At 41.7% G+C, this 12,166-nt stretch carries 9 protein-coding genes; 4 read left to right on the top strand and 5 right to left on the bottom strand.

The genetic code is table 11. The features are described 5' to 3' along the window. Window positions 1-442: 442 nt before the first annotated feature. Both MIC7126_RS0118345 and MIC7126_RS0118340 read left to right on the top strand, forming a co-directional pair. The gene (locus MIC7126_RS0118345; RefSeq protein WP_017654626.1) at window positions 443-2,125 is read left to right on the top strand and encodes a DUF3352 domain-containing protein; all 1,683 of its coding nucleotides are present in this window, start codon (window positions 443-445) and stop codon (window positions 2,123-2,125) included. A 144-nt stretch (window positions 2,126-2,269) separates the two neighbouring features. Continuing rightward, the gene (locus MIC7126_RS0118340; RefSeq protein ID WP_017654625.1) at window positions 2,270-3,253 is read left to right on the top strand and encodes an endonuclease/exonuclease/phosphatase family protein; all 984 of its coding nucleotides are present in this window, start codon (window positions 2,270-2,272) and stop codon (window positions 3,251-3,253) included. Between the two features lie 27 nt (window positions 3,254-3,280). Here the strand turns inward: MIC7126_RS0118340 and MIC7126_RS0118335 are convergent, their stop codons facing one another. Both MIC7126_RS0118335 and lepB read right to left on the bottom strand, forming a co-directional pair. Next, entirely contained in the window at window positions 3,281-4,060 is a 780-nt protein-coding gene (locus MIC7126_RS0118335) for an MOSC domain-containing protein (protein WP_017654624.1), read from the bottom strand. 171 nt (window positions 4,061-4,231) lie between these two features. Then, window positions 4,232-4,873 (bottom strand): signal peptidase I, encoded by a 642-nt coding sequence (gene lepB, locus MIC7126_RS0118330; RefSeq protein WP_017654623.1) that lies wholly within the window; start codon window positions 4,871-4,873, stop codon window positions 4,232-4,234. Between the two features lie 244 nt (window positions 4,874-5,117). Between lepB and MIC7126_RS0118325 the strand changes: the two genes are divergently transcribed. Next, window positions 5,118-6,437 (top strand): dihydroorotase, encoded by a 1,320-nt coding sequence (locus MIC7126_RS0118325; protein WP_017654622.1) that lies wholly within the window; start codon window positions 5,118-5,120, stop codon window positions 6,435-6,437. A 1,314-nt stretch (window positions 6,438-7,751) separates the two neighbouring features. On the opposite strand, the gene MIC7126_RS0118320 is transcribed toward MIC7126_RS0118325, so the two are convergent. Both MIC7126_RS0118320 and MIC7126_RS0118315 read right to left on the bottom strand, forming a co-directional pair. After that, on the bottom strand, window positions 7,752-8,204 hold the full coding sequence (locus tag MIC7126_RS0118320) for a bifunctional alanine racemase/tRNA (adenosine(37)-N6)-threonylcarbamoyltransferase complex ATPase subunit type 1 TsaE (RefSeq protein ID WP_017654621.1): 453 nt from the start codon (window positions 8,202-8,204) through the stop codon (window positions 7,752-7,754). Continuing rightward, window positions 8,201-9,574: a gluconeogenesis factor YvcK family protein gene (locus MIC7126_RS0118315; protein WP_017654620.1), complete on the bottom strand. Its 1,374-nt coding sequence runs from the start codon at window positions 9,572-9,574 to the stop codon at window positions 8,201-8,203. The genes MIC7126_RS0118320 and MIC7126_RS0118315 overlap by 4 nt, the downstream gene beginning before the upstream one ends. Before the next feature lie 173 nt (window positions 9,575-9,747). Between MIC7126_RS0118315 and ruvC the strand changes: the two genes are divergently transcribed. After that, complete coding sequence (ruvC, locus tag MIC7126_RS0118310) at window positions 9,748-10,239, top strand: crossover junction endodeoxyribonuclease RuvC (RefSeq protein WP_026100361.1); 492 nt, start codon at window positions 9,748-9,750, stop codon at window positions 10,237-10,239. A gap of 478 nt (window positions 10,240-10,717) precedes the next feature. Here ruvC and dnaB read toward each other — a convergent pair whose 3' ends face one another. Beyond that, on the bottom strand, window positions 10,718-12,073 hold the full coding sequence (gene dnaB / locus MIC7126_RS0118295) for a replicative DNA helicase (protein WP_017654616.1): 1,356 nt from the start codon (window positions 12,071-12,073) through the stop codon (window positions 10,718-10,720). Window positions 12,074-12,166 lie beyond the last annotated feature (93 nt).

Below are 12,166 nucleotides of genomic sequence, written 5' to 3'. Positions count from 1 at the left end.
GGAGCAGGTACTTTAATTCAGGGCTTTTCTGAGCGCCCTTGGTGATTACTTGTGTAAGAAGTTTAATCTTCCCCATTTTTTCTTTTGTACTTACCCTGATGTCGGCTGGTGTTTTGGACGATTTTGTCGTTTAGCCAAAAGTATTTTGTACTCTCATAGATGTTTATTGAGTACAAATACTCCCCAGTATCCTCATAACCAAGGATAACTTGCTGTAATCACCGAGGCTGTTTTTTTGAGATTCACAACACACCATTTACGGATTTCCTCGTCACCCTGTTGAAGACTTTGTTAAGAGTATTTCTAAAGCCATAGTGTGTAGAGACAACAATTTTAGCAGTAAATACCGTTGAATTCTTCAGGACGATGAAGAAATCCGCAAGGATTACAATGACGTTTTTACTAGCCTCGGTAACAATTAGAGCAAGTGAGGATAATACTTATGCCTGAAAGTAAATTAAAGTTTTTAATTCCTACCATCGGTGCGGTTGTGGCTATTACTGGTGGTATAGCCGCTTATCTATACTTGAAAACGCCTGTCGGGGATAGTACCGGGGCACTCGGCAGTGCTAAAGTTGTTCCAGCTACAGCATTAATGGCTACTTACATTAATACTGATCCCCAGGCTTGGGAAAAGTTAAAGCAGTTTGGGACTCCGGAAGCCCAAAATCTGATCACCAAGGGGCTGGAGAAATTTAACCAAGATGCTTTTAAAGAAAGTAACATTTCTTATGAAACAGATTTAAAGCCTTGGGTTGGTGGGGTGATGATTGCTGTGTTACCGCCGAACTCTGTGAAACCCGCACAGTTAAACACTCCAGGTGATCAACTTAATCAACCTACAAACCCACAATCTGAACCTAATGTTTTGGTGGTGGTGGGAATTAAGGACAAACTCGGTGCTTTGAATTTTGGTAACAAACTCAAGTCACAAAAAGGTGTCAAATTCACGGAAACTGATTATAAAGGCGAAAAAATTACGGAAACCAGGGAACAGGGAAAACCGACATATAGTGTGGTCTTAAATAATAGTCAACTGGTTTTGGCTCCAGAGAAAAAAGGTATTGAACAAGCGATTGATACCTTTAAAGGTCAGCCATCTTTTGCTGGTAAAGAAGGTGCGAGTACAATTCTGGCTAAGGGTGTGGATGTGAAAAATTCCCTAGCCCAAATTTATGTACCTGATTATGCGGGGATGGTACAGCAATTAATCACCTCTAATCCCCAAGCAACGCAATTACCTCCACAAACCCTTAACCAATTGAAGCTGGTAAAATCTATGGTGGCGGGTGTTGGAGTGGATGATGGGGGTGTGAGATTAAAAGCGATCGCTAATTTAGATCCGCAATTAAATAAATTCCAGTACCAAAATGCTCCCGCAAATATAGTCGGACAATTTCCCGCTGATACTTTAGCTCTCGTCAGCGGTCAGGGTATCAGTCGTAGCTGGTCATTGTTACTGGAGCAGTCAAAAGATTATCCTGAATTTAATCAAGCGGTGGAACAAGTACGTCAGCAGTTGAAAGCAACCGCCAATCTAGATTTAGATAAAGAAGTGATTGGCTGGATGAATCAAGAATTTGCGATCGCAGCGATTCCCTCAAATCAAGGTATCCTAGCTAGCGTAGGTGTTGGGGGCGCTTTTGTATTTGATACTAGCGATCGCAAAACTGCAGAAAGCACTCTGACCAAGCTCGATGACTTAATCAAAAGGCAATCAGTCACAGTTGCTAACCGAAATGTTGGTGGTAAGGATATCACGGAATGGCAAACTCCGCAAGGGGCCGTATTGTCTCATGGTTGGCTAGATCAAGATACCCTACTTGTGGCTGTGGGTGGGCCGATTGCAGATGCGATCGCCACTGCGAAGAATCAACCCCTCGATAATAGCGAAACTTTTAAGGCTGTTACTAGTTCTTTGCAAAAACCCAACGGTGGTTACTTTTACTTAGATATGGACAAAACAGTCACATTAATTAATCGGTTTCCCGGTCAATCCCTCCCCCCTGACGCCAGCACCATTCTGGCTTCTATCCGTGGTTTGGGCGTTACTGCTACCAGTCCCGATAAATCCACGAGCGAATTAGAAATGTTATTAGCTCTCAAGCCCAAAACAACAAAATAACCACCCAGGGGAAAGGAAAGCATGACCTTTCCCCAATTTTTACTGCTCATCAACTGAACAGCCAAATTGCACAACCTTAAGTTATCTAAAACTATTACAAATAACAAATAAACTTTATTTACGCCAAAATTTTTACGCATTATTATGGCTTCAAGAATCTACTTAATCTTGGCAACTACCGCTTTATTAATTCTCGGTTCATTATCTATATTATCTTATATTGCTTGGTCTTGGTCATTAGAATTATTCGCCCATTTCCGCTTTCATTATTTAGTTTTATCATTAATACTTACTATTATTTTATTTATTCTTTGGAGAACCCGCCAAGTTAAAAACAAAATTCTGTTTTTAGCGGCTTTATTACTAGTAGGAATCAATGCCATTGAAGTAATTCCCTGGTATCTACCCAATGCCCGACAGATGAATGTTAACTCAGATAAACAGGTGCGGGTTTTATCATATAATATGAATATTAAAAATAAAAGCTATCAGGAAATGATTAATTTAGTGCAGAATGAACGCCCTGATATCGCTTTATTTATTGAAATTGATCAAGACATATTTACCAAGCTAAAAACTGCGCTCCAACCAAGCTTATCTAATGGTTTTAGAAGTCCTGGAGGTGGTCTAGCTATCCTTACCCGCTTACCCATGAAAGATGCTAAAGGTGAAAGCTTTAATGGACAAGGAGGTCATAACCTCATCGCCACTTTAGAAATAGATAAAAAGCCAGTTAAATTTATTGGTACTCATCCTTTTGTACCCGTAACACAAGCTAATTTTCACCGACGTAATCGACAACTAGAGGCGCTGAATAATTATGTACAAAAATTAGATCAGCCATTAATTTTAGCCGGAGATTTTAATTTAACGCCTTGGTCGCCTTACTATCACAGATTTGTCAACAAAACAAAGTTGCATAACACCCGCTTAGGTTTTGGTATTTTACCAAGCTGGCCGCGACCAGCAAGTTATGTCAATTTACCAAACTGGCTATTACCATTAATAAATATTCCCATTGACCACTGCTTTGTCAACCAACATTTTAGTGTCGCGCGCACATATATAGGAACCAATGCTAATTCTGATCACGCTTCACTAATTGCGGATTTAGTATTACGTCAGTGAAGTAATATCCAATTACCAATCTCCTATCTAAATAATTGTAATTTCATCACCAATCTGCAAAATTTTTCCTGCTGCTGATGCTGGTAATCGTGTATTCACACTCAAGCTGTAGAAGTGGCGAAAACGCGCCGTCGCTACCCAATTCGGTACAGTAGCTTGTCGCTGTTGGATAAATGTTTTTTGAAAATTTGGGTAAACTGCGCTGGAGTCAGGGTTGCGCGTGGGGACGACGCAGCGCTGACACGGTTGAACACCAAAAAAATGTACGTCTCCGACTCGAAAAGAGACTGTCTCGCTTTCGGCGCTAAATAGCTGGTCTTCCCAAAACGCCGATACACCGCCAATTTCTATATTGGCACGTATCCGACGGCGCATTTCCTCAACACTGACATTGGGAAACCAAGAAGCCACTTCCATTAAAGTTGCGGTGCTAATCACTGTTGGGCCAGAGCAGTTGAGGTCATCGGGAAAGCCTGTGAGCGTGTTTTGCTCTACTTTGACAGCAAATCCCAAAAAATCACTTAAAGCTGCTTCTAGAGCTTGTCGCTCCTGATCCAGATGGAAAATTTGTGGTGAATCGTTCCCTGGAATTTGTAGCGAGAGAGTTTTCTGGGCTAATGTAAACTGCGCCCGCAGAAGATGAATTTTGGCGTGGCGCTTGCCATTGACAAACTTTTGTGCATCATCAAAAATTGCGTATTCGCGATCGCGCTGTAATGCTCCACTAGCCAAAACTGTGGCAATTTCAACTTCCACGCCATCAAGAGACTTAACTGGATACAGTAGAATTTTGGCTAGGTATGGCATCAGCAGAGATTGATTTGATGACGAGCAACTTGTAATTTGGGATTTCAGGCTAGATATTCCTGTCTAAGACTGGAAATCCCAAATTAAAAATGCTGTTGTTACTAATCCACCATAGCAAGATTATTTAACTACCAAAAATTAAAATTCACGAGTAATACAGATAATTTTTAACTATGGATAAAGTGGAGTTTTATCAATTCCGCCGATGTGATTCAGCGGCCAGAAACGGATTACAGCCCGACCGATAATTTTCTGCTTGGGGACAATACCCCAACAACGCCCGTCGTAGCTGCTACCACGGTTATCACCCAGCACTAAGTAAGAGTTGGCGGGGATAGTTTGGGGTTTGGCGAGGAAAGGGGGTTGCTGACCGGAAGTGCAAACTTCAGTGACAGTGCGTTGGTTAGATCTGAGGTAGTTATTTTCGGGTAAAGGTTTGTTGTTGATATAAACTTTGCCATTTCTCAGCTCTACTTTTTCGCCCGGTAGACCAATCACACGTTTAATGAAAGCGTCTTGGTACTGTTCTTTTTGTAATTCTTCTGTAGGCGAAAAAACGACAATATCCCCTCGTTGCGGTTCGGAAAATTTATACTTCAACTTATCAACAATGATTTTATCAGCTTCCCATTGGTTGGGGGTGCCATGGAGGGTTGGTTCCATAGAACCGGAAGGAATCCAACGAGCTTCTGCAACAAAAGTACGAATTCCTAGTGCTAGAACGATGCTTAAAACAACTGTTCTACCTATTTCTGCAATCCAGGAATTATCGGGTTGTTGACTAGAGTTGTTATCAGACACTTGATTTTGCATGAAATTTATTGAAGTAAAAAATATGCAGGTAGTGAACTCGCCAAGAGGAACCTTATTTTTTAATCTTAACGGGAGAAGTTAGATTTTCTGATTATTTAGGCATTTTCACAGGGGTCTTGTTAATTAATAATCCACTTTTTTTTAACTTGTGACCAAAATTTATGACTAGAGAGCGCAACCAAGTTTAACCTAAAAGGATAGTTATCCGTCATGCGTAGCTCTGTGTCTTACTGCTTTTAACCACATGTCATCTCCAAAAAGTTTACTGATTCGTCGCGCTCGCATAATTCTACCTGATGGTGAATTGATGGTTGGGGATGTGCTGACGCGCGATCGCCAAATTGTCGAAGTCGCACCAGCAGTCACTACCACCGCACCCACGCTTGAAATAGACGCACAAGGGTTAACTTTGTTGCCAGGAGTCATCGATCCACAAGTACATTTCCGCGAACCAGGACTAGAATACAAGGAAGATTTATCTACCGCTAGTCGGGCTTGCGCCAAAGGAGGAGTCACCTCTTTTCTGGAAATGCCGAATACACGCCCGTTGACCACTAGCCAGCAAGCTTTAGATGATAAGCTACAACTCGCTGCCCAAAAGTGCTTAGTTAATTATGGCTTTTTTATCGGGGCAACAGCCGATAATCTGCCAGACTTGCTGCAAGCCAAGCCCACACCGGGAATTAAAATTTTCATGGGATCGATGCACGGTCAGTTGTTGGTTGACCAAGAGGCGGCGTTAGAGGCGATTTTTGCTCAAGGGAGTCGCTTAATTGCTGTTCATGCGGAGGATCAAGCCAGAATTAGCCAGCGGCGTCAGGAGTTTTCTGGTATTGATGATCCTGCAGTCCATTCCCAAATTCAAGACAATCAAGCCGCATTGCTGGCGACTAAACTGGCTTTAAAACTTTCGCAAAAATACCAACGCCGGCTACATATTCTGCATATGTCAACCGCAGAGGAAGCTGATTTACTGCGTCAAGAGAAACCCAGTTGGGTGACAGCCGAGGTGACTCCACAGCATTTATTGCTGAATACGAGCGCTTATGAAAAAATTGGGACTTTGGCGCAGATGAATCCTCCATTGCGATCGCCCCACGATAATGAAGTTTTATGGCAAGCTTTACGCGATGGTGTGATTGATTTCATCGCCACTGACCATGCACCACACACTTTAGCAGAAAAAGCCCAACCCTATCCCCATAGTCCCTCCGGAATGCCTGGGGTGGAAACTTCTCTGGCGTTGATGTTAACAGCCGCGATGCAAGGAAAGTGTACCATTGCTCAAGTTGTCCATTGGATGTCTCAGGCTGTAGCGGTTGCTTATGGTATCCCCAACAAAGGCGCGATCGCCCCTGGTTATGACGCCGATTTAGTGCTTGTAGATTTAAACACTTACCGCCCAGTGCTGCGGGAAGAATTGTTCACTAAGTGTCGTTGGAGTCCTTTTGAAGGCTGGAACCTCACCGGCTGGGCTGTCAAAACCATCGTTGGTGGCGAAATTGTCTATGATCAGGGTCAAGTAAATGAGTCGGTACGGGGTCAGGCTCTCAATTTTTCTTAGCAAATACCCTAGGAATTAGGGACTGGGGAATTGATATTAATATCATCTCTATTCCCAATTCTCTCTTCCCTATTCCCTGTTCCCTGCTATAAATTTGATTATCCTAGAAATCTCGGGTAAATCGCAGATATTCTAGTGCTTATACGCAACTATCATACATTACGTAAGCCTTAATTAAGTAATAGCAACATATACACATATAAAATTTTCTCTATTTTGTAATTAGATAAGCTTAACTATCACCATTAATTTGTTGATGTCATTTTTATCTAGATTGGCTGTGAATCTAGCACAGACAAATAAAGTTAAAGATTAAGTTAGACAATTCATACATAAATGCTATACCTTTAAAGATTTCCGACCACCTATGGGTATTCCACTATCTGCAATTTTTATTTGCACAATTATAGAAAATTCGGCAAATTAATTAAGCTAGGTAAGTTATGTGAAAACTCTGTTTTCAATTAAAAAGAGTTTATATATGCTTAATTTATAGATTAAGAAAACATGTTTTTCCTAACACTAATCAGTGTAATCTTTTGTTTCTTATAAAAAGAAGATGATTTTTTACAAAATTAAGAAAGTAGCAACAAGTAACCAAACAGACAATTTATCAAACTCATCAAGAGGATAATCGAATAGAAACACAGTGTTAGCAGATTCAAAACCTCCGCCTCTCACTCTCTACAGCAACTGGTATTCTCTGTGCCTAATTTTTTGTGTACTTAGGTAATTAATAAATCGGCATTTTGCTAGATATTACCTATAAAAAGCTGTATGCCAATCTCAATATCATAAATTGCCACTTTAGGCAAGAAAACCGCTTGATGAACGCGGGATGTAAGCGTTCGTTTTGACTGAGGTAGATTTGGCATTTTTTCTTTTTATAAGTTGCTGTTATTTAGATGTTTTGAGTTAATCTGCAATTTTCATACTAGTAATTACTGATTTTGGTAATACAGCTAGTAAATCTAACTGTCATGTTTCTCCAGGTCAACAGGTTTTGATTAATTTTTGAATAAAAAAGATAACAATGCTAAATAATTACTGTAACGAAGACGAGCGCGGTAGCGGCAGATAGAAGCTGATTTGCTGTGTATTTTTGCCCAAAGGCTGGATATAAAAGTTTGCTAGTAAATTACTCTGTTGCATAAATCATACTTTCCATTTCCGTGCGGTAGAAAAATAATTTTGCATTCTTTCCAACCTGTGTAGAGACGTTTATGGCAACGTCTCTACATGAAAATTTATATATAACAGTCAGCTTTGATTAGGGAACAGGGAACAAGGGAATAAAAGTGGACTGAATTTTTTTCAGAAATCAAATATTAGTCCTGCAGTGCTATTAAATGGGGTAATTTCAGCTTGGCGATCGCCCCCAGGGTGATAACTCAAATATATACTCAGATAACTATCTGGTTTATAAGGTAATCTTTCTGCCCACTCAATGGCCATAATTCCCGGCGCCACTTCCAGACCTTCCCAATAAGTCTCTAAATTTAAGCCCACAACTTCTTGTGGTTCTAGGCGATATAAATCTAAATGATAAAGGGGAAGACGTCCACCCAGATACTCATTGATGAGAGTAAAGGTGGGACTGACAATTGGTTCAGTGATTCCCAACCCTTGACCAATACCTTGTACTAAAGTAGTTTTACCGGCGCCTAAATCGCCTGTGAGGAGAATGACGCTTCCAGCAGCGAGGGTGCGACCAAGAGTTAAGCCCAAATTGAAAGTTGCTTGTGCATCTGTGAGCAAAATATTCATTTAATATGATGTGCTCCACTGTACCACCGTAACAATACGCGCGCTAATTTTTGGGGATTGTGACGTACATAACCTGTTTCATCTTCAAATAAAACATTAGCGGGGACAATCCGTCGCCCTAGTTGGGTGACAGCTTCTCGATCTAAAAAAACTGGGTGGGAATTTTGTTCAGCGTAACGGATGAGCGATTTCACTGAAGGCGATTTTTTATGTACTAGCACAGCATCAAATAACCTTCTGTTTCCCACTGCGGCGTCGATGGCGCGGATATGGTCAGCGACGCTATAACCCTCGGTTTCCCCAGGTTGGGTCATGATATTGCAGATATAGATGCGGAGTGATGTTGTTTGGGCGATCGCATCAGCAATTTCTGGTACTAACAAATTAGGAATTAAGCTAGTGTAGAGGCTTCCAGGGCCGATGATAATATAGTCAGCTTCTTTAATGGCCTTAATTGCGGCTGGTAAAGCGGGCGGATTGGCGGGTATACAGCCAACTTTGGTAATTTTCCCCCCAGCTTTGGGAATATTAGATTCGCCTTCAATCCGGCGACCATCAGCCAATTCAGCCCAGAGACGAACATCGCTGAGAGTTGCGGGTAAAACTTGTCCCCGCACAGCTAAAACTTTAGAGCTAGCAGCAACAGCTCGCTCTAAGTCTCCAGTGATATCACTCATGGCCGTTAAAAACAAGTTACCAAAACTGTGTCCAGTCAATCCGTCTCCAGCTCGGAAACGGTATTGAAATAATTCTGTTAACAGCTTTTCTTCATCTGCTAACGCTGCTAGACAGTTGCGGATATCACCTGGAGGGAGAACACCAAATTCTTGACGTAATCGCCCCGAAGACCCACCATCATCGGCGACGGTAACGATCGCCGTAATATTCGCGCTGGAGGTTTTTAATCCTCGCAGTAAAGTCGAAAGACCTGTCCCACCGCCAATAACGACTATTTTCGGCCCTCGGTATAATCGCCGATGGGCGAGTAAGACATCTATGAGTTCTTCTTCTCCTCCTTCTGGTCGAAGTACTTTAGTAATAGAACCGACGGTGCGTGTTTGACCCCAAAGGAGCAATAATAAACCGCACAGTACCACCAGAGGGCCGCTGATATAGTTGGGTAAGATATTAGCGATCGCTCCCAGTAACTCTCTGAGCAACTCTATTGTCCAAAAAATCGGGGTCAGCTTAATCCAAATAGCTAACCCCAGACTCGCCAATATTACACCCCCAACACTGATTAGCAGCCAACGTTTGACTGATAATCCAGGAGATAGCCATTTGAACCACTGGTTAACCCGATGGGAAGTGCGATTGCGCGATCGCTTTTGCAGTGCGTTGAGGGCTTGTCTGAGAAAACCGATTGACATACCTAGTTTGGAGCAATGGTAAAAACAATAATTAACAGAAAATGTACACTACTTGGTTTGAACACCAAATGTGGAATGATTAAATTTTCCCGTCTCGTTCATTTTTGAGCCGATCCTCAAAGCCGCTAGTGCTCCCAGTGGAACAATACTCTACTTTGGTAAATGTTAATTTAATGGAAACACGAATTTTGGGATTAGATCCGGGACTAGCAATTTTAGGGTTCGGACTCATTACCTGCAAAAAAAATGAAGCCAAGATACAAGATACAACCGTGAATATGCTGGATTTTGGGGTGATTAGCACACCTGCAAATGCCGAAATGGGACAGCGACTGTGTACCTTGTTCGATGATTTACATACCCTGATAACTGAATTGCAACCAGATTTGGTAGCGATCGAGAAGTTGTTCTTCTATCGTATGTCAAGTACTATTTTAGTGGCACAGGCTCGTGGTGTACTCATGCTGGTGTTAGGCCAGCATCGTCTCCCTTATGTGGAATTTACGCCAGCGCAAATTAAACAAGCTTTGACGGGATATGGTAATGCGGAGAAACTCGAAGTCCAAGAAGCAGTAGCGCGGGAACTAGATTTAGATGAGATTCCCCGTCCTGATGATGCTGCGGATGCTTTGGCTGTGGCTTTGACTGCTTGGTTTCAGATTTAGTTTTTGCTGCTGAAGGGGTAATGAGCACAGATGCTTCCATCAGCATATGCACAAAAGTGCAATTTTTTCTGCTGATTTCTGAACTGATCACAGCAGAAATAGTGGCTGTGTTTAAAACGAGTTTTACATATTCTGAAGTTAGCAATTAATTATTTAGTTGCCATTCATAAGATATGCAATGAAAATAACTAAGGAGGTAGACGATGGAAGAGCAAGGAACCAATTGGTTTGGTGCTATCTTCGCTTTTGTGGTGCTCAACTTTCTATTGTTTGGTTTTGGAAAGTTGTTCGCTCCATTAATCTGGACAAGTGAAATAGATAGAGCTTGTCAGCAAGAGGGTTACTGGTATGGTGATTCAGCCTCTAATCAGTGCACCAGTTACTATATATTTTTGCGGTGAACATGGAACTTGGCAACTGGAATACTTCACTCATAATTAATGTTTCTTCTACATCATTTTTTGTGGTGTAGAAGTTTTTAATAATTACCTGGTCTTGCTAAATTTTTAAACTTGGTAAACTGTGGATCAAATAATAGTTTAACAGTACCTGTGGGGCCGTTACGGTGTTTTGCTACTATGACTTCGGCGACACCGCGATCGGGAGTGTCTTGATTGTAATATTCTTCACGGTACAACATAATTACTAAATCTGCATCTTGCTCAATACTGCCGCTTTCACGCAAATCTGACAACATTGGGCGCTTGTTAGTCCGCGCTTCTACACCTCGACTCAATTGCGATAAAGCAATGACTGGGACAGCTAATTCTCTAGCTAAACCTTTTAAAGAGCGGGTAATTTTTGATAATTCTTGGACACGATTATCACCGCCACCTTCCATTAATTGCAAATAATCAATCACAATTAATCCGAGTTCCATGCCTTTTTCTGCTTGCAATCTTCGCGCTTGACTACGCATTTGAGTGACGGTAATATTCGGGGTATCGTCAATATAAATCGGCATGTCTGAAAGTTTGGCAATGGCGCTGCTTAAAGGTTCCCATTGGGTTTGACTGATGCGTCCACTCCGCAAATAGCCGCTTTCAATTCCCGCTTCGCTGGCTAATAATCGCTGCACTAATTGTTCTTTTGACATTTCCAGACTAAAAACAGCAACTGGGAGTTTATAACCTGCGGCAATGTTATTTGCTAAATTCAAACAAAATGCTGTTTTTCCCATTGATGGTCTACCAGCAACAATGATTAAATCAGAGCGCTGAAAGCCACTAGTCATGGAGTCTAAATCATAAAAACCACAGGGAATTCCTGGTAAAGCAATACCTTGGTGGCGAGTTTCAATATCAGAATAAGTGTTGACTAAGGTGTCAGAAATGTGGACTAATCCTGATTGGGGACGCTCTTGAGTGACACCAAAAACTTTTTGTTCTGCTTGGTCAAGAACTATTGGTAATTCGGTTTCGGTTTGATAACCAAGATGGACAATTTCATTACCTGCTTTAATTAATTGTCGCCGCAGGTATTTGTCCATGACTAACACTGCTAGGGTGTCGATGTTGACTGCAGAAACGGTGCGGTCTACGAGGGTAGCTAATTTGTTTCTTCCACCGATGCGGGTTAGTAAATCATGGTCAGCTAACCAACTAGTTACTGTTAATAAGTCTGTGGGTTTACTTTGGGTGTGTAGCTGTTTAGCGGCTTGATAGATTTCTTTATGGGCGCTAATATAAAATGCGTCGGCGATGAGGCGATCGCTCACTCGCCCTATTGCTTCTGGATCTAATAAAATTCCCCCCAAAATCGCTTCTTCTGCTTCAATGTTTTGGGGTGGTAGAGCACCGCTACCATCGCCTTGAAAACTCAGTTCTTCAGCCATAAGGATTAAATTTGCGATTTGGGACGGACGATGATGATTTCGCTATTATTCTTATAGTCCAAAATCGACAAGTAATAGTTAGTGTTTGCGGAA

The sequence above is a fragment of the Fortiea contorta PCC 7126 genome (assembly GCF_000332295.1).
GTDB classification, from domain to species: Bacteria; Cyanobacteriota; Cyanobacteriia; order Cyanobacteriales; family Nostocaceae; genus Fortiea; species Fortiea contorta.
The sequence above is the reverse complement of the archived record's forward strand: the minus strand, read 5'-3'. Positions and strand labels throughout refer to the sequence as shown.

What these genes read in the sequence shown, in the direction of transcription:
- MIC7126_RS0118345 (WP_017654626.1), top strand. Translation starts at nt 443, where the DNA reads ATGCCTGAAAGTAAATTAAAGTTTTTAATTCCTACCATCGGTGCGGTT.
- MIC7126_RS0118340 (WP_017654625.1), top strand. Translation starts at nt 2,270, where the DNA reads ATGGCTTCAAGAATCTACTTAATCTTGGCAACTACCGCTTTATTAATT.
- MIC7126_RS0118335 (WP_017654624.1), bottom strand. Translation starts at nt 4,060, where the DNA reads ATGCCATACCTAGCCAAAATTCTACTGTATCCAGTTAAGTCTCTTGAT.
- lepB (WP_017654623.1), bottom strand. Translation starts at nt 4,873, where the DNA reads ATGCAAAATCAAGTGTCTGATAACAACTCTAGTCAACAACCCGATAAT.
- MIC7126_RS0118325 (WP_017654622.1), top strand. Translation starts at nt 5,118, where the DNA reads ATGTCATCTCCAAAAAGTTTACTGATTCGTCGCGCTCGCATAATTCTA.
- MIC7126_RS0118320 (WP_017654621.1), bottom strand. Translation starts at nt 8,204, where the DNA reads ATGAATATTTTGCTCACAGATGCACAAGCAACTTTCAATTTGGGCTTA.
- MIC7126_RS0118315 (WP_017654620.1), bottom strand. Translation starts at nt 9,574, where the DNA reads ATGTCAATCGGTTTTCTCAGACAAGCCCTCAACGCACTGCAAAAGCGA.
- ruvC (WP_026100361.1), top strand. Translation starts at nt 9,748, where the DNA reads ATGGAAACACGAATTTTGGGATTAGATCCGGGACTAGCAATTTTAGGG.
- dnaB (WP_017654616.1), bottom strand. Translation starts at nt 12,073, where the DNA reads ATGGCTGAAGAACTGAGTTTTCAAGGCGATGGTAGCGGTGCTCTACCA.